The sequence below is a fragment of the Kordia sp. E genome (assembly GCF_056033805.1).
This window is the reverse complement of sequence record NZ_JBRASR010000006.1, coordinates 34,961-58,312: the sequence shown is the minus strand read 5'-3', so window position 1 is coordinate 58,312 and position 23,352 is coordinate 34,961. Positions and strand designations below refer to the sequence as shown.

The window sequence follows — 23,352 nt, the reverse complement described above, 5'->3', positions numbered from 1 at the left end:
AAATCGAATTTTTTGATTGCCGATTTAAAAAGTATTAGCCTGTTTGTTGAACAACATGCTGCATTATTAATCGCATCTTAAAGTATTGATAATGCAACAAGACTACAACAAAAAACTACTCAAAAAAAGATCCTCGAAGTATTCAATTCCTATAATGAATATATTCCATTTTCAGAAGATATATATTAACTTAACACAAGGATACATTCACATAGAAGCCAACAATCGTAGCATTAGTGAAGTTCGTTGATTGCTGAATATTCAATTAATATAAGTAATAACAAAAAAATAAGTTTGGCTTAAATAAACAGTTCTAAGCTTCTGATTGTATTTTTAATGCTTATAGACTTGGCGAGATTCAAATTCTTATATACTATTATTTTCAAGCTTAGGATAGGAAATTGGTTCTCACACATAAAGTTTAAAAATGCTAAACATTTTAGCTTTGAAGTTTATTAAGGTTAAAAATCTCTATTTTTTTGTGATTACTTTAGTTGAATTACGGAAAACCTCAATTTTTAACGTAAACAAAATCTTATATTTATCCAAAGAAACAATAATGTTTGAGATAAATGATCCCTTATTCGAAACGTTGTAAATAATAGCTATTGCTGTATTTTTTTCTTACATACTATTAAGATAATCATTATTTCTCTATCTTAGGACTGTGTAACAGGTACATACGGTTTAAATTAAACATTCAGTCGGGTGTTGCTATCGTTGCATTTCATTATTGAAACTAGCATCATAAACTGTACATTTAGTTTTTTTCGATACATAAGCCAACGCTCTACCAAAAATGAAAGAAGAGTATATAATAGAAGAGAATATTGATTTCAATCAAATTGAAGTTTTTGTTAATGACTACAAGATTCTTTTAGAAAAAAAAGAAAGTGGATTAGAATACACTTTACAACCAGTTGAGATAATTTTTCAGTCTGATTTGACTATAAATGATGATGATGAATCATTAGAAAACCTTAATGGCTTAATTGACCCGTTATTTCTTTCTTATGTTTCATTATTTTTAAAAGATTTTGTAGATGCAAGTATCACTTTTGTCTTAAACAATAAATTAACCCAGAAAAGGAGTTTCTCACTTTCTACACAGTTAGAACATTTTACAGCAACATTTGGCTTAAAAAATCGCCTTCATATAAAAGGAATTTATACAGTTAAAGACACTACAAAAGAGAAGGAAATAATATTAAGCAGTAAACTTACACACTCACAAAAGTTTATCCCACCAATTTATATTAACAACAATATAATATCAATTGAAAAGTATTTTAGTGTAAAAGAAAAACCTAATAAAGGTGAGTTTTACTATTTGTTAGAAGAATATAAAGCCAAAATAGTTAAATTAGTTAATTATTGGGGGTTTGAAGAAAATGATAGAAACTCTACAAAATCAGACAATCATATTAAAAAATTTAAGTTAAATCAATTGAGTTTTATTGAACTTACATTGTATTTACTTTTAATAAACGAGAAAACATACTTACCTATTGGCGGCAAAGGAATATCTGACAAAATTAGAATAAAAAGAAAAGAAGATAATTTAAAGCGTTTTTCTCATTATATAAGATATGTAAAAGAAATATCCAAAGGATTAAAAGAATTAGCATTAAATATTCAAGAACATTCTGGTAGTAGGGGTATTATTACAGCTCGAATATATAATGATACTAAATTAAAAACTCTAAAAGGAAAAGATAGCCTTGAAAATGAGTTTTTAAATTCAAGTTTTGGTAGTGAATACTTTAGAGATGATAATACTCGATTTTTCCTTGATATTAACGTTATTGATTTTGGCAAAAAAAGTATATCAGAAAAATATATTGACAACCTTACAAAGAATAAAGTTGATAATAAAATTATTGGAATATCAATAGATAAGTTAGACAATGATATAAAAGTAATTAAGGGATTTAATTATGAAGACTTTTTTGTTATTGGAGAAAAATACTTTCAATTAGAGCATCAACAAAACAAATTAATAAGTAGGTACGGTTTACATCATTTTACTCATATTATAAAAAATGAATTAAATGGTTTTATTAAAACATCTACTCAATCAGAAGGAATCGTTATATATAATGGTTCTAATACTGAAAGAACAACTAATATTCCTTTTGCAGAAAGAGGAACAACATATAATTGTATAATTCCATTAAAAATTGATTTTAACGAAGAAAATGGATTATCAAAAAAAGAAAATGAGAAGGCAAAAAGCGCTCTTGAAATTAACACTTTCAAAGATCTAGATAATTATAAAAGAGTTTATATAGATGATTTTAAAAGTGAGGAGCTAAATGGCAGAATTCCTATTTATGAGTTTCCAGGTAAAAATCAATATCCGAAAATTAGAAGACTTAAAAAAGAAATAAAAGAAGCAGATTTAGTTAAAAGAAAATATTTATACAATTTTAAGTTATATGAAATAATTACAGAGACAAATAAACATAAAGAGAATTGTATTTTATTGATAAATGCAAAAAAAATTTCAATCTCCAATGAAAGTAATTGGACAAGACTCTTATCTGCTCTAAATGAAAATTTCAAGGACATTATAGTTTATAATACTGATTATAAAGAAGTTGTCGAAATAAAAAAAATACGAGAAAGATTAGAGAGAAGCATTAGTAAAAACAATCAAATTAGTAATGAGTTTTATAAGCGATATAAATTTTGGCTAGATGATTCTCGTGTATTATTTTATTCTTTTAAGAAGCGTAATGATGATCCTTCTCAGAGGTTTGGAGCAACTCTTTTAACAGGTGACAATACAGAACAATTTGAGTTAATTAATTCTAATATTGGACATCATCATTATAATTTTGATTCAAATGATGGAATGTTATCTAAAGAAATTAATTTAAATATTAAGTTACCCCAAAATATATATAATAACAATTTATTTCATAATGAAAAATTAAAATATTTTGAGCTATTGATTACAAACACTGATAAATATAATAGTAAAATGAGTTTGTTTGAAGAATCAGTTCAATATTCATTAAACACTATCTATAGACCAGAACAAGTAGGATCAAGGAATAAAGGCTACAAAATAGTAGACACTCATTTTAGATTGGGTTCAAAAATTCACATAACCGATTTTTTCTACGGCAAAAGGTTATTCCAGAATAGTTTTTTCACAACGCCATTAGCCTATAAGTTAGCTGAATATATTGTTAAAAATAGCATACTTAAAGCTAATACTAATTATTCAATTATTGGTTATGATAAATATTCAGACTTCTTATCAAGTACAATAAAAAATTTGCTTGAGAAAAGTAAACCAGAAAATGTAAATTTATCTCATTTTACTATTTCAAAAGATGGTGTCTTATCAAGAGACAAATACAATCTTCATTCAAATACTATAATAGTTGTTCCAATTGCATCTACTTTTTCAACATCAATAAAAATAAAAAAAGACATAGATAGAATACTCCAAGGAATTAAGGGTACTAATAAAAAACAAAATGTTGCATCTTATTTAAATATACTGTTGGTTGGAAATAAAGCCTCAATGAAAAGGAGAGGAAACTCATTAAAAATAACCCAAACAACAGATAGAATACTTCATAATTTTAATTGGAAATTAATAAATAAAACAACCAAAATAGTTGAAGTAACCCCCTTTGATAAAAATGAAAAAACAGCACAAAAATATTTTATTCCACTATTGACTGAATGGAATGAGGCTCATAATTGTGATTATTGTTTTAAAACGTCTAAAGAGCGGTGTTTAATTGAAACTAGTTCTGCCTCAGTAACACCACAACTAATTTTTGGATACCCAAAAACTAAAATGGTGAACTTAACTTCGGTAGAGATAATTGATAAAATTAAGGTAGAAAATAAACTTGATTTAAGAGATTCTTTATTATATGGGAATTTAAAAAAGAATCATAATAATTATCTATACTTCACAAAAACAGGAACGATAATTAATAAGCAAACAAAAGATAGAAAAGGTAAATTAATTTATAAAAACCAAAACAATATAATTCGTTGGCTTAAAAAGCTAAAAGAAGATTCATTTAGTGAATTAAAAAATGAAAAAATTGTAATTGTAACACCAATTTCAGGTTCTAAATCAAACTTTCTTGATTTAGTAAATGAACATTTGTTTGAATATACAGCAAATTGCTTATTTATTTCATTAGAAGAGGATTATATAGAAAATGCCGAGTTTTTATATTCAGATGGTTTGCAAAATGCAAGTATTGTAATATTTGTTGATGATGTTTTATCTACTGTTAAGTCCTTTTTTGAAGTAAATGACATTGTTAAATATATTAGGAATAAGCCTACATCGGGAAAAGGTATCGATTTCTGCATTTCATTAATAAATCGAATGTCTTATGATAATGAAAATAATTTAATCTTAAAACTAGTTCCTTTAGATGAAAAATTTGATCTAAAAAACGGAAAAAATAAATTACTGTACTATACAAAAATTAATAATCCTTCTATAGAAGAACCAAATAATGTATTTCCATTAAAGAAAGAAAAAGATAGATACGAACTACTTTCATCAATATCATCTTTAGATTCTATAAGGTCACGATTCAATACTAAAAAAATTGATTTAAAAACAAATGATTTATCAAAAGAGTTAAAAACTAAAATTTTTGACCATAAAAGAATTTGGAAATATAAAAAGTTAAACCAGTTATTAGTTTTAAATGCTATATATACCTTGTTTAATTATGAAAATGAAAAACACCTTCATAAGGAACATTTAATTCAAATATTTAAGGAATTTAAATTTGAAGTGTTAAAAAATAAAATAAAAGATGAGCTAGATAAAGAGTTAGACGAACATAAAAAAAGTGTTATTAATGTTTATGAATATAATAGAAAGTATACCATTTTAAAAATTATATGTAGTACACCTCTAATTTATTATCAAGAGATAAGAAAAGCATCATTTAAATGGATTAATGATGAGTTAAAAGATATTATAAAAGACTTTGAGCCCAGCCAAGATTTTGTGAAGACTTTTTTTGAAAAAGAACCCAGTAAGTATTCTAGCTATCAGGCTTTTAAATTTTTATTAAAGAGATCAGTTGAATTAAAAAGTAACTTAATTATTAGTATTAGTTTTTTTAATGCAATTAAAGGTGTCATAGACTCAATTGGAGGAGAAGTAGATATATTAAATGAATTATGTACTACAAGCTTAAATTCTTTAATAACAACATTTGAAAAGAGTAATGACGTTGGGAAATATGAAATTGCATTGCATATACAGAAGAGTAAGGATTGTTTTCCTGAAAATAAATTTGAAAAGTTTTGGAATTCAATTAATTTAGAAAAGTTAAGAATTAGCAGAGTTGCTTATGAAAACTCAATATTGAGTGGAACAAGAAGTATGGAGGTTTTTGACGACTCTTTTTACGCGACTATTAATCAAACTCTATTATATCATTATACAAATTCAAAAAAAATGATAATTTATTTAGTTTCCTTAATACAAGAACTTGTATTAGAGCATGAAACTAAATCTGCAAAATTGGAAGAAAATTTAGATCGCATTATTATATCAAGAAAATCAAAATTTCGCGATAACACTAAAAACGGTAATTATTTACATTATCTACGTTTGTTAAAACTCGAAAACACAGAAATTGCATTCAAATTCTGGGAGGATTTCAAGAAAGAAAATTCAAAAGGAAAGAAAAGAAAAGAAAAATTACATAATATTGATTTCAAAGATTATAAAGAAAATCCAAAATTTAGATTATTAATTGGGAAAGGAATTAAAGCGAATTTGGTTTCACTAGTTAGCTACAAAGCTTATTGTAATGCTAAAACAAAATTATATAATATTGAAATAAAGAATAAAAATGGTTATGTAGAAAACAAAGATGAAAATATCAGAAACGATATTCAAAAATTACTCAGTGAATGCTGTAATATCATTGGCAAAGTTGAGGAATCTTATCTAACTGTAAATTTCAAAAAAAAGAAACAAAAAGTAAACAAAGATGATTTATATCTATTTAAGAATAAAAAAAATAAAGTTTCACCAAAAAATATTTTAAGCAATATTGAAACCTCTCTAACATTAGAGATATTTAACCTAAATAGGGAAAAAAGTAAATTCTCAAAAATAGAACTATCTAATTTTGAGGTGTATAAAAATAAACCTAATGATATTAAACCAGAATATCGTGATGGCTTTATTGAAACTGATATTCGAAACTTTAATGAATGTTACCAATTAAGAAATGATACGTATTCAATTTTATTTGTCAGAATCTCTGATTTCTACAAAGAATTATCGGATAATGAAGATGACTCTACAGAAAAAGAAAAAAACAAACTTTATACGCAAGCAGTATTAACTTTTTATTTAGAAAAAGGTGAAAGGATTGCCGAAGAAAAATTAAGACTCATTTTGCTTTTAAGAAAGTCATTAAGTAAATTTTTAAAAAATGAAATTTCCGCTAATACTTTTTTAGAATTACTCCAACTAGATAAATTAAAAGATTATCAAAGAAAACTAAAACATGGGGTAGGCGGCTTCCTAGATTCACAGTATGGAATAATAAGTGAGTACGAAGGAATAAGAAAGAAAATAAATGGTAAAGATGATTTTGATGATGTTTTGGATTCTACAGAAGCCGATGATAGATTAGTCCTAAAATATGCAAGTTCTAACTATTTTGAATTTCAGATAATTAATAATTTAATTGGTTCTCAAGTTGGGCTTAACTTAAAATCCATAACACAAAGAAAAGTATTTTTCCCTGAATACTTAGGTAAAATGATTAGTACTATTTTTAAATCAGATAGATTTGGTACATCAAGTAGGTTAGATATTCCATTACTTTCAATAAACTTTATCAAGTTTGAAACTTATTCAATATTAATTGATTCTGTAATCCCTGAATTAATAATTAATCAAAAAAAGTATGGAAAAATTTGTCAAATAGAATGTAATGATACGCCTGCCAACTTGGAAATCATTTTTTCAAACATTATAAATAGTAGAGGTAATAATGATGGCTATGGACAAGATTTATGTGAAGAAATAATAAAAAATTTAACAAATGTGATTGTTAATTTCCCTACTACGATTCCAAAAAATGGACAAAAGTATATCGTAACAGTAAAAATTTTAAAGTAAATGAAAACTATTATTATTATTGAAGATGAACAAAAACCCACTGATTTTATTAAAAAAGGTATTTTAGAATTATTTAGCTCTGATGAAGTAACTATTTTTGAAACAGTTTCTAAAATAAAAGATTTAAGAAATGCTATTGACAATGGAAAAGGAGAAAAATGGATTTCGGATAATCTATCCAAATCTTTTGATTTAATTATTATTGATGTTGCTCTAACAGGAGGATATGATGAAAAAGGTTTGGAACTTTTTCAACAAATAGAAACCAACGATAATTTTATTATATTAAGTAAATATGACCAAAATAACTTTAATATAAAAGTTGACATTGGAAGAAACTTCATTAATAAAAATAAGAATAGAGATTGGAGGTTGATTAGACCAATTAAAAGATTAATTGAACAAAAAATTATGTAGTATGAAAAAAATGAAAAATATATGGTCAGGTATAAATGATTATTTAGGTAATGTATTAGAAGACATTCTTAAAATAGATATATTAAATCATATTATAAAATATACACTAATTCTACTACTATTATTAACAGCAACTTTCTCTGCTTATCACCTTGGCTCAGATTTAATAACTCACTTTAACAAACCTTATGACAAAAATCATTTCCCATTTGTTTTAGAATTTTCAGAAAATTTATTTTTGTATTTTTTACCTATTTTTGTATTATTTGGATTTCTAAAATACTATGAATACGATTTAGAACGATATATAACAAAATCTGGTTCGGATCCAGACAAAAAAGCAGAAGAACAATTGCATTTATCTAAAAAATTATTCTTCTCATCTGTTTTATCATATATTACAATTAAAATAATTGAAAAATTATTTTTTAAGTTTGACGTATTAGTTGATAACGATTATTATTTAGTTCAATTAATATCTATTGGGGTTTTCTATATACTATTAATTACTTTTGTTTTGATAAAAAATTCATCTCATAAAAATGAAGAATAATAACATAGACTTGCAATAAAAAATGAAACAGTTTTTCTAAATACTATGATATCTTTTTAAATTGATAAAATCCTTGTTCTGCTTCGAAAGAAACTTTATAGCTTAAAGAAGAATATAGGACAAATTATTAAAAATAAGTGAATCATAGTTGTGTAAAGCTTACATATTTACTAAGATTAAAAGATTTATAGAATAAAAAAGTATTTTTTAAACAATTTCAAAAAATATTACTCTCTTTGATTTCATTTAAAGAATAAATTGAGATGGGAGTTTTTTCTATATAATTTGCAGGTATTCTATAAGACGAAATTACTAGTGATTTAATTTGATATTCGTTTGATTGAAGTCTAAAAACCTTTTTTATTTGAGATTTATTTCTACTTAACCACTTTTCTCTATTGAGGTGTTTTGGAATATGTTTTTCAATGTATTCTTTTATATTATTTTTAAAATCATAAATGATTTTGACTTGTTTAGTGTTTTTACATTCAATAGAATAAATAGTCTTTGTATTATGATCGAATGCAAGAATGTCTATATCTCCATAGTTTTTATCCGCTATTAAAATATTTCTATCTTGATTTTTATACTTTCTATTTAATATTTTAACCTCATAAGGTATAATTTCAAGGTATGTATTATTATTTAGCCAACTGTAAACTTCTTTTCTAAATTCTTTTCCTTTTATATTATTGCGTTCTGCTAACAGACGATTTATATTTTTATAGACAGGTTCTACTTTCATAATTCCATTATAGAAAATAGCTTGTAAATTTTTTGAAGCTGAATCTAAATGTCTCATACTCCATAAAAAGGTACATGAATTATCTTGATTTTTTATATTTAATATTGGTCTCCTTAGATAAGAAAACTTTCTATTAAATCGCCATGGAAATATTTCATGGAAACTTTTCAAATCTTCAGGCTTATCCATTTTCCCTCTTGTTTTAAGAACAAATTGATCTATAAAGGCTTCTATCTTGTCGTTATTCAATTCTAATTTTTCTTTTAAAATATTTTTGAACTCACCCTCAGAACATTGAATGTAGGACTTTGATTTACTTAAGCAATATTCACAGAGAAAAAACATAATATTATCAATTTCTGATAAACTTATTTTCCAATCTTTTAAGAATTGTTTATCAACATGATCATAGTAAATATTAAACTCTTTTTCTTGTTTAGATGTTGAATCATTTATTTTTTTATTATTTCTAAACTTTTTTCTAAAAGACTCCTTAAAATCAACAATTTCATCATTTGTAGTATCATTTCTATATTTTACTAAAATATTCTTGTGGAAACTATGATCAATTCCAATTCTTCCAGATGGTAGTAAGCCTATATTTGGATTGTCAATTTTGTACTGGATTGAATCTTTAACTGTTCCGTAATTTATTATTTCTATCATTATTGCTAATAGAAAATCAACATCGTCATCGTTTTCTTCTTTATTTCCAAAAAATGGTTCAGCTACTACAAACTCTATCAAGCCGCGAATAGCTATTGAAGTTTTGATTCTTTTAGCTTCATATTCTCGAAATTCTTTAATTACATCATCGTACTTACTAAAACATTTTAATCTAGTAGGTATTTGAACTGACCAATTAGCTCCTTCATGAATTAATGCTTCATGTTTTAACAGTAAAAATTCTAATAATTTCTTTGAATCATATTTTTTTAGTCGATATCGAAGTTGTTTGATTAAAGAATTTATTAAATCTTCACATAATTTTATTTTTTGTTTGGAGTCTGCTATTTTTTTGGGAATAGGCTTATTATATCCTAGCCATTCTATATTTTTTTCCAATACTAAAGCTGTATCAGCTTCCTGAATGAATCTAACTTTAGGAATAAATCTACTTTCAGTTTGGATATTATCTGTGAACATAGTCAAGATCATCTTTGCTTCACTTAAGGGCATACATGAATCTAGAATATTTTGAATTTCACTTTCTGATATTCCTTTAAATTCAGCTATTTCTAATAAATTACTCAGCCCTTTAATAACACAACCCATCAAAACCCTTTCTCCATGATTATCACTTCTGTTTAGTGCATTATAAATTCCGATTGGAATTTTTAAATGAATTCTCCTAGTGTAAGGCTCAATTCTATACTTAATCAATAATTTTGATAAATCATTAGTTTCAACATCGTCTAATAAAATGTTGTTTAGTGATTCATCAAATTCAAGTATTATTTCTACAGGAAGAGATTCCAATTCCTGTATAAGCGGGTTTAGATACTCATAAAATTCATTTAACCAAAAAAGTATTGAATCTATGAAGTTTTTACCATAAGAATCCTTAGGTGCTTTTAAAGAAACCCATATAGGACATATATATTTTTCAATACACACTCGTAAAAAACCGTTAAAAAGTTCCTCAGATGTATATATAGGAGCATGATTTTCGGTCTTAATTACTGGTAAATAGCTTAAAATATTATCACTATTATGATGAAGAATAAAATGCCTGTCATTCTTTTTATTTGCATCAATAATTATTTCTCCTTGTATTGCAAAATCAAAAGAAATAAAACTTGGACACTCTTCATCTGTAGGAAAAAATGATTCAAAATTACGTTTGTACCATTTAAAATAACTCAAAATGGAAAAAGCTGGGTTCATTATCATTTCTTTTTCTTCAGCTCTCTCTCTAGCTCTCAAATACTTCCATAGAGATAATTTATCTAAGTTCCAATATGTTATTAAACACTCAACATTAAAATAACTGGTTGCTAATTGATATTTTGCATTCTTAATTTTCTTGAACATTAATGAGTATAGTTCTGTCGACATCGGAGCAGTAACATGAAATGCTAGAAATTCTATTTGTTCATTCTCAAATTCTGATTTAACCTTTTGTATTGCTTCATCAGCTCTTTTTTCAAAATGTTTTTGGTCTACCGTCAATAAACATACATAAGCAAATTTATTATGATCAAACTGCCATATTGATTCCTCATAAGACAATGGTGTTTTAACATCTATCTGTTCCCATATTGAGCATAAATATTTATGTAAATCATTCAATACTGTTTTAATATACAAAGATGATAATTTATCAATTTCATTAAACTCTTCAACGGTTTTTAAAATAAAATTGTTCAAACACATCATCTGGCAAGAAGGCATTACTAAATAGAAATTCTCTTGAAACTCAATAAAAGGTTTTCGGGTTAGTATATTATTCTCTGATGTAGATTTCTTGATTTCGTCAAAAGAAGACACAAATTCTGTAATAATATCAAATGTAATATTTAAGTCTTTATAGATTTTTTGAATTTTTTCTTTTTTGAATTCAAAATGATTTGAATGCTTTTCTAAGAACTTGGAACTTGGAAAAACTATTTTCCCTTGCCAATCATTATCCTCAAAGATATTTCTTTTGTAGTCTAATTTTTCTGCAATCTCATTAAATAAATATAGAATAAAAAATCCACCATCCTTAATCTTAGCTTTTAAATTTTCTGTTAAATCGTTATCACATAATAAGATAGTGTTTAATAAATTTTGATTTAATACCGTTGAATCATTTGTCATACCAGGAAACACTATATTATTTCCATTAAGGAACATAATATTTTCTGTAAAAGCAGCTTCACAAGGATCTTCTCGATAATTAGATTCATATTCCTTGTGAATCAAGTTCTCTAATTCTTTATAATTTATTGACGAATTAATAGAATTCAAATTGCTACTTATTATCTTTTGTATGTTTTCTAATCTGAATTCTTTAGACTGATTTTTTGGAGTAAGTTGTAATAATGAGAATATTTTAAGTAGTTCAAGACTATTATTTTTAGCAATATATTTTTTAAAAGAACGACTTTCTTTTACTTCTGGAAATGAAAAAGGAAATTGTGTATTAATAATATCTTCAATATTCTTACTAATACAACACTTTTTATATTTTTTTCCACTACCGCACGGGCATGGTTCGTTTCTTCCTATTTTAGACACTTTTAATATTAATGAGTTTAACTTAATAATGTAAGATAAGAAACTAGATTTAAAAAAGTAGTTTATTTACTACTAAGTTATAATGAAGTCATGAAATGTTAAATTAAGTTTTTAAGCATAACTACTAGGTTGAATTGAAACAATTTCAATAACTTTTTCGTTCTTTTTATTAACTATTGCTTTTTTACCATCACTAATTTTATTAGCTTCTTCTTTATCTAAATATTTTATAAAATGTTTAAAGATAGAGAGTTTAGCTTCATGAATCTTTCCAGCTTCTATAGTATAAGAAGAGTAGTATGTGCCTTGTACTTCATGTGAATGATAATTGATGAATCCAGGTATATTTTCACCATTTAAATCATTACTAGTGGCTCTATGAAAAGTTGTATTTATTGATTTTATAAAAATCTCTATTACGTTCTCAAACCTTTCATCACTTTTCTTGGTAATTGTGCTTAACTTTTCTTTCATTAAATCAAATTCAAGGAACTCGAATCTTATAGGTTTAGAAAAATTAGTATATGATTCAAGTTCTAAGAAATTTAGATATTCAGCTAAGGCTTTATCTTCTGTTTTTTCCTTTTTGATTTCTTCATACTTGTTTTGAATAAATTTTCTGTATAATACTTTTGATCCAAATAACTCAATAGTGAAATCTGCGGTTTTCAGCATCTTTTTTGTGCTAAATCCAGTATCAGTTATTTGAGCGCAGAATAAATGAATGTCATTATTGTTTAAATAGTCAATTAATATTGGTGTGACTTTTTCTTTAGGATTAAATTTACGTACGTCATGATAGGCTCCATAAAATGAATAATCATTTACCCCCCATGTTGTATTACTTTTTTCATCTATAAATGATTGGTACTGCTCTAATGAAATATTTTTTAGTTTTTCTTCAGTAGTCCCCCAGTCATCAACGCTGATTCTGATTCTATTCTCACTTAAAAAAGATAAAAATTGTAATTTTTTTGCAGTGTTGTAGTCATTATCTTTTAAATACCTTTCATCTATGAATTTCCATATGTCCTCAGTAATTTCATTTAAATTATTCAACTCTTTGTTTATATTATTACTTCTAGCTATAAAATTCCCTAAAGTATCTAAGACTAAATTAGGAGAAGTTCCATATTCTTCGGCTTTATCAAAAACAAACAATAAACTAAGTGTAACTGAGGTTATTTTATCTAATTCTTCTATATTGTAAAAACTAATTTTATCTAGAATATCTTGAGTTTGCTTATTTCCTAATGCTTCTTTAAGATTTGAAAAATTATTTTCTAAATTAAAAACAGCTTCAAACTCATTATACGTAAGTTCATTATCGACAACTTTTTGTTGTAACAATTTCCTAAGGTTATTCCCAAACTTTATTGAAGTATGCCCTTCTGATTTATTAATTTCTCCAAATAAAGCAATTAATGTTTTGGCAACTAGTAGATTTTGTTCATAGCTTAATTGGTTAACTTTCTCTAGTTCTTCATGTTCAACTAGAGAGGCAGATATATTATACTTTTTATATTCTGGATTAAAAGTATTGACTTTATGAAAACTAAAACTTTTATAGATATCAAAGAAATCTTTTTGACTATCATTATTATCCACCTTCTTTAACTCACAAAGTTTTGTGTCTAGATCATAAGGAATAACAGAAGCCCAATTTTCATTAAGAAACTTTATCATAGAAGGAAACTTCATTTTTAAATAAGTGAAGTTTAGGAAATCATTTGTATTCAGTCTATCTGGTAGTGATTGATAATCGAATACTAGTTGATTTACTAATCTTTTAACGCCTCTATGGTTGGAAATATAATCGTCAAATAAATTATCTTTTCTGTAAATAGCTTTTTTTATTTCTTGAATAAATAATATTTCAGATTGTAAGTCTGATATTTCCAATAAGTCAACAAAATCTTGCTTTAATTGTTTTTTCTCTATTTCAGGCAAATACACTTCTAGCTGAAAAAATTTGTCTACGAAAGTATGGTCTACAATATCATTCTTTTGCATGAGTGTATTCAGAATGTAATCTTTATCTAATGCTATTACGAAAATGAAATTTCTAAAATTTGCAGTATTTCGTACTAATTTTAAAATTTGTAGCACTTCTTTGTTTGAAAGTCTGTCTAGGTCATCAATGAAAACTATAAATTTCTTATTTAATTCTGTTAGTATTGAATTAATAGTATCATAAGTTTCAAGTGAAGAAGAATTTGAGGAAGATGAAGCTTTAGTAAAAAACTCTTTAATATTTTTATTTTCATAAAGCTTTAAAAGCTTGTCAGAATAATTAAGGACATGATTTGATAGTTGTCCACTATGCTTACTTAATTCTCTGCTAAGTTGCTTGAAAAATTCACTAATGATATCATCTTCATTATGATTCAAATAAGGTAAAAACTTGAGTTGAATTGTATCTTTTAAATACTTCTCTTCAATCTTTTTTTCAATTATCCGAATAAGGCTTGATTTACCATTTCCCCAAGGACCGACGATTCCAATAGTAAATGATTTGTTGAAATTTGATCTTTCTAAATAACCGATCAAATCATCTGCTCGTTTCTCATAATTTAGCTTATCGTCCGCAAATGATTCTATTGGATTATCAGCAACAAAAGGATTGTTTGGCAATTTCTGTTCTGCCAAAAAGCACCTTTTTATTAGTTGTATTATTAAAAGAAATGTAGTCAAGAATAATAGAATACCTACAAAATCTAGATAACGAAATGTACTTTTTCCTACTGTAATAAATTCCCATTCATTAGCATAATCTGTAAATCTCAGAATATAAAAAAGTAAAGTAGAAATGAGTATTCCGTGTAATAAATTAGTAGAAGGCTGATAAGCTTTTAAATAGAATTTATAATAGAGAAATAATCCACTAAAGATGGATATTAAGAGAAGTATCCCAATAGAAATCTTCTCAAAAGATTTCTCTTCAATTGTAAAATAATCATAAATCAATTTGTTTATCGTGTTGCTGAAAAAATAAAAAGAAGTTGTTATTAGAATATAAAGGAAAATATAGCGAGTGATTTTAGAGCTAAAAAACGTATCTAAAAGTTTTGTCATGAGTAGTCTGTTAATTTCATACCATTTTAGCGAAGAATTATTTTTTATAAATGTAAGAAAAATAATTCTTCGTACAGAACAAATATTTGTTAGAATTTAATTGTTTTTTTTATGATTTTGAACATAAAACTAACGAATTAAGGGTTTAAATTGCTATTCTTTAACGGATTAAGTGGCGCTTTCACTTTTTTTGATTAACTTATGATTATCGTTTTACGAAAAAACAAGAAAAATATGTTTTTAAATTCTTTTTTTAGCGGTGTAGTTTCCTTCTTTTTTAAAGAGGTATTATCGAAACGTCTAACTATTGGTAAATTATTCCCAAGAGATTATGCTGATAAATTATCAAAAGAGTTGATTAGTAAAAAACGCATCCAAATTTTAGAGTCGGCAGGTAAAGAAGTGCCTACTGGAAAAAACATCGAACACAAATTAATTGCCCTTTCCAAAGAGTATAGAATTAAATTAACCTTTTTTTATCATCCAGTTTATATTTTAAGCGGTATTTACAATGCCATAGATGATGAACCAAGGTTACCTTACAAACAAAAAGTCCTTAATAAACTTCAACGAGAAATCAATAAGTATCTAGGTAACGGACCCGATGATCCAATTAGTTCAATTGAACCTAATGATCCAAACACTCCAAATAGTCCGATCAAATTTAGATTACCAAATCAATTTTCAAAATTATTTGATAATAAGACAAAAGAAGAGAACCTTAGTGATATCGAAAATAGTTTAGTGAGATCTGTATATGTTTCTTTAAGTACTGATGTAAGAAGAAGTACACTTACAGACTATTTTAGGTTATTGAATACAGAAATTAAATTATTAGATATTATACTTGTTGAAGATGAAACAACAATCTTTCCTTCTGTGTTAAAGAAAAAAATAAAAACAAAATATATAATAGAGGCAGAAATAATCGATAGAAGAAAAGAAAAACTATATCAACAATTATTCGCTGAGATCAAAGACCTTAGAAGGTACTTTAGATATCAGTATGCAAACGTTGCTAATGTATCTCAAAAAGAGAATTTAGATAAAAATAATCAAAGAAAGTCTAATGCTATTATAGTATTGGATTGTTGTTATTCTGATTCTATTAAATATTCTTTTGGTTTTATAGATACAGTTGTTAAAAAACAAAAAGTATTTGTTAACGAAAAAAGAACTAGAATATTTACGTCATTATATATTTCAAATGAGAGATACTCACCTATGCTATTCGATAATTCAGACTTAATTGATTCTCAAATAGAAGTCCTTTTTGATACATCTCAAAAAGAAAATTTATTAGGTAAAAGCATTGGGGCATCTGAAATCTATATATCATCATTAGATAACTATAATAAGGAGTGTCTATCAATGTTTAGAGAAAACAGGAACTTAAAAGACTCGCAAATAAATGACTCTTTTAATATTATTGACACCTCAGAAAATGAAAATACTTACAAAGAACTGTCTAGTTATTCAAAAACAACAAATAGTATCTTAGAGGAATGTAAATTTTTTAAGGAATCATTAAGAACTAAATATTATTGTAATACTAATATACTTCAAGATAAAAACTTGAATATTAATGAAGAACTTAAGTTATTTACATCTATAAATGATAGAGCTAAAGAAATGTTTTTGAAAGCTTTTGAAAGTTTAGAAGAGTTTTTCGAAGAACTTTTTCGAAAAAGTAAAATAAATACTAGCAATAATGGAAAATCTAATGTATTTATATTATCTAATACTCGTAAGAAACGATATCGTTCTATATTAAAGGATAGCAATAGATTTATATTTATAGAGGTTTTAAAATTAGTATCAATCTTTACTTGCGCTTATATAATAAGAGAGACTTTAATCAATCTAGACTATATATTCATATCAATTGTAATCTTGAGAGGAATATATCTTTTAAAAGATAGTTATTTTAAGGACTTAAAATTCTTTTATTGGGATAAATATATTTTAAGAAAACAATTTTCTATTGAGAGAAGAATATCAGAGATTAAAGAGAATTTAGATATTAATAAAAGAAAAGAACATTTAACTTTTATTAAACTCTCTACAAAAAGTAAGATATATCATAAAATATTAATTAATAAAGAATCCGATAATCATATTATATTCAAATCATCTAACTCACTTGTGATCTTGATTACATTATTTGTATACCTTGACTTCTTTATGAGGTTAGATAAAGGAAGAGTTTATATATCTAATAGATTTTTAGGTAGATTAATTAAATACTTAAATGAAGATATTACAGTGCATAATAAATAATCTCTATTAATACAAAATAAAGAAGCCTCTCATTGTGAAACATGAGAGGCTTTTTTAACTAAAAATGAAACCATAAAAAAGCATACTTGTAGTAATTGGAAGTGAATATGATCCAGAAGATGAGCTTTACACAAAAGGTTGTTTGTCTGGTTTCACAGAAGAAGAAGATAGCTCATTTTTAGAAGAAAAAGATCCTTTAGCTTATATGTACGATAATGATGAAAATGATAGTGAAGTTTATGTTAATATAGGCTTCATTGATTTTTTACCAATATTGAAAAATCTTGTTGATCTTTATAATTTATTTAAAAAATACGATTTACAGGATAGTTTAATCTTTACAGCTACCTATTATTATCTACGCAGTTCATATGAGTACAAATTGTACTTATTATTAAATGAAGTTTTTCAAGACATTCGATTTGATTTTTTCCATAACAAATCAATTGAAAAACCTTTTATGTATATGCTTTGGAATGTTTAGGAGAAGGTATTAATGTATATATACGATTGACCTTAGTGTAACCCAAAACAATTAGCAACGAAACACAACAACTCTCAACAGAATGCAACAAAAGCTAATTTATTAATTATTAGCGACATACATTTAAAACTCATTTTGCTAAATATCAGACACATGGTGTTTGCAACAACTTGCAACAAAAACGGCAATCATTACAATTGCCGTTTCACATTCAGAATAATTTAGTTTTACGATATTGAGGTATCTAGGGAACTATTCTGTTTATTAATACTATTTAGAATAATAGATTGCAAAAAGTAAAACTAAAATGATAAAACCAATTGCAGTAAAGAAGCCTGCAATAAATCCTTTAAAAAAAACCTATTTTTAAACATTCATTTTAATTTTTACTTTTGTTTAATAGCAAGACGGCGTGTAGTAAGCCTTACGTGTTAGCCGCCTTGCCCTAAACAGCAGGATTTACGTAAATCCTACATCAATAACACATCTTAAATGTAAGCACTCGTGTTAGAGCAAGTGCTTTGAAAAAAGTGAAAAAATGAAACATTTTTGATGTGTTATTCTTTTTATTTCTGTAACTCATTATCTAAATCAAAACGAGTTACATATTTGTAAACTGCTTTACATAACTTTATAAAATAAAACATTCCAACTATAGCAATGATTATTATAACTAATTGAAGTACAAATATTCCCGCTGAAAAGTTTGACACTTCAATAAGTAATTGATTTATTAAATTCATGAATTTTTATTTTTAGTATATTTTAGGTAAATGAATTTTTTGAATTTCCCATGTTACCACTTGGCTCATAATTTCTTTTCTTGGCTTTTTTGTAATTTCAAGAGGATAATATTTATTAAGAAACTCTTTGTAATTCCATACAGGATTGTAGTTAAGTTTTATTTCTTCCGTAACGTATATTTCAAAATCATAAACTGTAAGATGTGAATTCGTTATGTTTTTTCTTTTGACTATTACTTGAAAACACTTAAATCCTTCAATTACTTTAGTAGTATTACGATTTTCTATGATTTCATAGTTATCGGAAAGTATTAATTTCCTAACCTTAAATTTCTGTCCTATTTTATAGCTGTTTTTTTCGATATCTCTTACAACTGAATTACCTTCAAGAGTTTCTCTGTTAATTTGTTGACATCTTTCTATAGTATTTGAATATTTTACATTATCACATTTAGATTTTGACTCATAAAAATTTTCATACAGGTCTAAAGTATACAAACACTTTATATCTCCTCCACTTACTTCTAATACAGTTTTGGGAATAGAATTAATGAATTTATCAGGATTAACAGAATCAATATGCTTTGTTACAAATTTTTTAAATCCTGCTTTTTTCTTTTCTATTATAGAATCCGAAAGTTTTAAATGCTTGTTAGCCATAAAAGTATGTTTCAAATAAACAATACTTCCTAGCTTTTTTTGATCTTGTGCATTGAGATTAAAAATATTAGTGAAAAATAATATTAAAACTATAAATCGTAGCATCATAATAAATCTTTTGGATAGTATTGATTGTCTCTATAGGTACTATCATCTAATCCCATAATTTTAGTAATAGCAGCAGCTTGAAAGCACCAATAACCCACATATACATTATGTGGATTATTATGCTGATTATATAATGGAGTTCCTTTAAAAGATTGATACCATTTTTTTTCTAAAAAATGTTTTAATTTTTCTTCGGCTAATGTTTTATTGGTTTCATTTATGATTTCTTTTAAAACTCCGTACCGTTCATTTATATGAAAAAATTCTGTATAACTCTCTTGTTCAATAGTTTCTCTATTTGATAAAAAATAGTGTATTAGAAACTCAATAAAAAAATCTTTCACACCATCATCATCAATAAACTTAATAAGCTTTAAAACATATTTTTTTGGGATCTTTAATAAAACACCTAATGACAACATCCGTGAAAAATCTAAAAAACCTGAAAAAGTATACTGATTTAATGGTGTTGAATCACTAGCTAGCATGTTCCACACTTTAGGAGACCAAGTTTCTTCCATCAAGTTTACAGCATTGATATAGTCAGAAATAACTTCTTTAGAATTCATGTTATCTCCAAGTGAATAATGAGCTATAATGATATTTTTATAAGTTCCCGACATACCATCTTTAACAATACTTATTCTTTCGGGTTTTATTTGACCTTCTTCAATTTTTTTTACTCTCTTATTAAGTCTACTGTAATCCCTTTGAATTATTTCTTCAAAATAATTTTTGTCCTTTATAATATCTCTAATCATTTTTAACTTTTTAAATTATCACGGAAACCAAATTTCGATAATATTTCCTGCACTATCTAATAATTGATAGTAATTTGATCCATTAGGTGCGATTTTACTAATGATACGTTTGTAACCTTCCTCAATTATTTCATCAGCTAACTCCGTTCCAACTTCAAGAGCCAATCTATTTGTACCTGTATTAGTTCCTAAAATCCAACTATCACTCATCTGTTTACCATCTAAGGTATTCGACAAAGTAGATGTGTTAAATTTACTTTCGACTATTAAGTACTCTCCCGTTTGTGGATTCTTAAATACTCCATCAATTCCATTACCTGAATGGAGATCAATATCTGTAATTCTATTATGTAATGGTTCATACCCTAATGATGTTAAATCCGTATCTGTAACCATTTCACCAAAATTTCCTTTTCTAATAGTATTACCTGTCTCTAGTGGAATGTCTCCTCTCAATACCTTTTTAATGTTTTCCTTTTGTGTTTCATATATTTCATCCATATAACGATATACGGCTTCAACTACTTCAAATACTTCATCTACATGTTTTACTGCTCTAAGTATTTTTATAACTTGACCTACACCAATTATATCTAATATCAGAAAACTGCCTGCAAGTCCCACACTTGATTCTACTCCATAAAAATCTTCCCCTGTTAGTACAATTAATGCATCTTCTATAGGTAAAACATAACGCCCAGCCGCTACTAATGAATTTTCTATTAGTAATTGAAATAAGTAGTCTATACCACAAGAAATACAATCAGCAGTATTCATATTAGGAGGCATACGATAAGTATACCATCTATTTTTCAATCCTTCTTCTTCATCATTTGTTGCGCCTTCAATTTCATTTAGTTGAACGTAATAATAATTTTCTGCTGCATAATCTTGAGAAGCGATTGTATTTCCGTCAGTTGGATTAATTATTCTCCTAGTAGTTGATTCACATAATATATGACCATTTTCTAATAAATACATGGTATATGCACCTCCGCCATTTGATTGATCAAATCCATCGGAAGCCGCTACATATGTCAAAGATTGTTTACCGTTTATTACTCCTGTTCTTGAATAATCCCATTCATTACTTTCAATTGATTCCGCTTGAATAGTTAGTTTTACTTCTTCTTTTGCTTCACTTGACCAATTATTTTCGTCAAGAAACTTTTTTAATTTTTCTTTGATAGTCGGGTTTTCATTCAACCATTCATTCATTTCAAGCGTAATACCATCAATTCCTAACAATGTTTGTATTTTTGGAACAATAGGAATTGTAGATGGGTAATTAAAAGGGGGTGGGGTTGTATTCACTCCACCACCATTAGTTGTATTGTTACTCGGGTCAGTTGTTCCTGTGTACATTCCGCCACCAGTATACACACAACCAATTACTCCCCATGCACCAGTACATTGCCAATAAGCAACATATTCACCATTATGACAAGCTTCTCCTGGGCTATGGTTAGCTCCTTCTCCACAATTTACAGGAATGCATCCGCCATCTTCCCATGCAATTATTTCTTCTGATGTGCTAGGGCATGGTGATTCTGATTCTCCTAATAATAAATTATCATCAACTATATATTGTGCTGTTGCTTGCGTAAATATGTATTCAATTTCACCATTAGTAACAACATAAGGGTACGCTACTAGCATTTGTGTATACCCACCATCATCAAAAACGGTCAATATATAATTTTCTAGTACATTAGGCGTAGCTTCTTCACGCTTGGCAATAAAAGTATAACTATCAAAAGTTTCTCCCGAAATCACTTGAACATTTGACGTATTTATACTGACTCCATAGATTACAGAATTCAAATTATCTTCACGCACATCATCATTCAAAAATGTAGATGATATGTGTCTATCAAGGTCTTTATTCTCTTGAAATAGCTTTTGTCCCGAAACGTTTTTAGCTTCAAAGTCAAGAATAGTTTGTACGGTTTGTTCTTCTTCTAATTGGACAATTTCATCTTTTTCACAATTGGAAAAAGTAAGGAATACCAACACAATAAGTGCTAGTCTAAAAAGGGATAAAAAATGATTTCTCATAAAATTGGTTTTTAAAGATTATTTATTCTTAAAAAGCAATTCAGTTTTAAGGGACAGGGAAATTTCTATACGTTACTCAACCAGTAATAAAATGAAAAAAAGCGAATTATGTAAGGAGAATCTTCCCCGTATTTTAGGGGATTATTCATGTATTTAATATTGATTTTAAAGGTTCATTATTTTAGTTTTTTAGTATCTTGGACTTTTATTAGTTTTTTGTATTTAGAATAGTACTACAGCAGTCATTAATTTTTGAATTTTAATGAAACCTATCATAGTTAAAAAATAACTTTAGTAATACTATTCTGTATAAATACAAATCAAATATATAAATAAAGTTATATTTTAACAACTAAAGTTGTTTATTTTTTTTGATTATGTCTGAAATAGGGAAGCGTTTTAAGGAATTAATTGTTGCAAATAATGACTCTAACAAGTCGTTTGCAACTAAGATTGAGGTAAATCCTAATTATATATCTATGATGATTACTGGACGTAAACCCATTAGCGATTCTATATTATATAGTATTAAAAAAATAATTCCCAAACTTAATGAAGAATGGTTATTACATGGTAAGGGAACTATGTTTCTTGATATTGAACAAGTAATACCAAAAACAGTAGATGATAAGTTTTCTACGATTTCAGATGATGAATTTGCATTGTACTTTACAAAACATAAAGAACGCTTGTTGGAGAATGAGATTATAAAGGTCGTGATTGATAAAGCTGCTTCTGACTTATATATTAGCAAATTGAAAGATGATATTAAAAAGTTAACTGACAATAGCTAAAATGACTTCTTTCTCTTCTAAATTGAGTTGAATGTTATTTAAAATTTTATGTTTGATCGTTTTTAAGATTTCTATTTCTTTCTGATCTTTTACTAACTCAGCTTCATATAGTTCAATTACATTTCTTTTCGTATATGATATTTCATCTGACAATAGTTTTCTAAAATCTTCTTCAGATAAATTCCCTGATTTAAACTTATATAGCTCACGCTTAAAATGTGCAATCCTTGCCAATAATTTCTTGTCTTTTTTCATGATTTATTGTCAAGTTTATGGTTAACAAATTCTAAACCTTCGTTCAA

Annotated in this window: 12 protein-coding genes; 6 read left to right on the top strand and 6 right to left on the bottom strand. The window is 26.4% G+C overall.

All coding sequences use genetic code 11. From position 1 onward, the window contains the following. Positions 1-799: 799 nt before the first annotated feature. The 3 genes from ACUUYC_RS22215 to ACUUYC_RS22205 are packed head-to-tail and all read left to right on the top strand — an operon-like array spanning position 800 to position 8,120. Positions 800-7,150 carry a hypothetical protein gene (locus tag ACUUYC_RS22215; protein WP_474269507.1) on the top strand — a complete coding sequence of 2,117 codons (6,351 nt, stop codon included), beginning with the start codon at positions 800-802 and terminating at the stop codon, positions 7,148-7,150. Beyond that, positions 7,151-7,567, top strand: a complete 417-nt coding sequence (locus ACUUYC_RS22210; protein WP_474269505.1) for a response regulator — start codon at positions 7,151-7,153, stop codon at positions 7,565-7,567. A 1-nt stretch (position 7,568) separates the two neighbouring features. Continuing rightward, entirely contained in the window at positions 7,569-8,120 is a 552-nt protein-coding gene (locus ACUUYC_RS22205) for a hypothetical protein (protein WP_474269503.1), read from the top strand. A gap of 217 nt (positions 8,121-8,337) precedes the next feature. On the opposite strand, the gene ACUUYC_RS22200 is transcribed toward ACUUYC_RS22205, so the two are convergent. Both ACUUYC_RS22200 and ACUUYC_RS22195 read right to left on the bottom strand, forming a co-directional pair. Beyond that, positions 8,338-12,087, bottom strand: coding sequence for an SEC-C metal-binding domain-containing protein (locus tag ACUUYC_RS22200; RefSeq protein ID WP_474269502.1), 3,750 nt, complete (start codon positions 12,085-12,087; stop codon positions 8,338-8,340). A 111-nt stretch (positions 12,088-12,198) separates the two neighbouring features. Next, the gene (locus ACUUYC_RS22195; RefSeq protein WP_474269500.1) at positions 12,199-15,162 is read right to left on the bottom strand and encodes a KAP family P-loop NTPase fold protein; all 2,964 of its coding nucleotides are present in this window, start codon (positions 15,160-15,162) and stop codon (positions 12,199-12,201) included. 201 nt (positions 15,163-15,363) lie between these two features. Between ACUUYC_RS22195 and ACUUYC_RS22190 the strand changes: the two genes are divergently transcribed. Both ACUUYC_RS22190 and ACUUYC_RS22185 read left to right on the top strand, forming a co-directional pair. Then, on the top strand, positions 15,364-17,442 hold the full coding sequence (locus tag ACUUYC_RS22190; protein ID WP_474269498.1) for a hypothetical protein: 2,079 nt from the start codon (positions 15,364-15,366) through the stop codon (positions 17,440-17,442). Between the two features lie 142 nt (positions 17,443-17,584). After that, positions 17,585-17,926, top strand: a complete 342-nt coding sequence (locus tag ACUUYC_RS22185) for a hypothetical protein (protein WP_474269496.1) — start codon at positions 17,585-17,587, stop codon at positions 17,924-17,926. A 755-nt stretch (positions 17,927-18,681) separates the two neighbouring features. On the opposite strand, the gene ACUUYC_RS22180 is transcribed toward ACUUYC_RS22185, so the two are convergent. The 3 genes from ACUUYC_RS22180 to ACUUYC_RS22170 are packed head-to-tail and all read right to left on the bottom strand — an operon-like array spanning position 18,682 to position 22,256. Next, entirely contained in the window at positions 18,682-19,437 is a 756-nt protein-coding gene (locus ACUUYC_RS22180) for a hypothetical protein (protein WP_474269495.1), read from the bottom strand. Then, positions 19,434-20,198, bottom strand: coding sequence for a PoNe immunity protein domain-containing protein (locus ACUUYC_RS22175; RefSeq protein WP_474269493.1), 765 nt, complete (start codon positions 20,196-20,198; stop codon positions 19,434-19,436). The genes ACUUYC_RS22180 and ACUUYC_RS22175 overlap by 4 nt, the downstream gene beginning before the upstream one ends. 18 nt (positions 20,199-20,216) lie before the next feature. Beyond that, positions 20,217-22,256, bottom strand: a complete 2,040-nt coding sequence (locus ACUUYC_RS22170) for a hypothetical protein (RefSeq protein WP_474269491.1) — start codon at positions 22,254-22,256, stop codon at positions 20,217-20,219. Between the two features lie 377 nt (positions 22,257-22,633). Here ACUUYC_RS22170 and ACUUYC_RS22165 point away from each other — a divergent pair, with 377 nt between their 5' ends. Further along, positions 22,634-23,050, top strand: a complete 417-nt coding sequence (locus ACUUYC_RS22165) for a hypothetical protein (RefSeq protein WP_474269490.1) — start codon at positions 22,634-22,636, stop codon at positions 23,048-23,050. Here the strand turns inward: ACUUYC_RS22165 and ACUUYC_RS22160 are convergent. Next, positions 23,033-23,305: a hypothetical protein gene (locus ACUUYC_RS22160; RefSeq protein WP_474269488.1), complete on the bottom strand. Its 273-nt coding sequence runs from the start codon at positions 23,303-23,305 to the stop codon at positions 23,033-23,035. The two genes, ACUUYC_RS22165 and ACUUYC_RS22160, sit on opposite strands and share 18 nt — an antisense overlap. Positions 23,306-23,352: the final 47 nt, after the last annotated feature.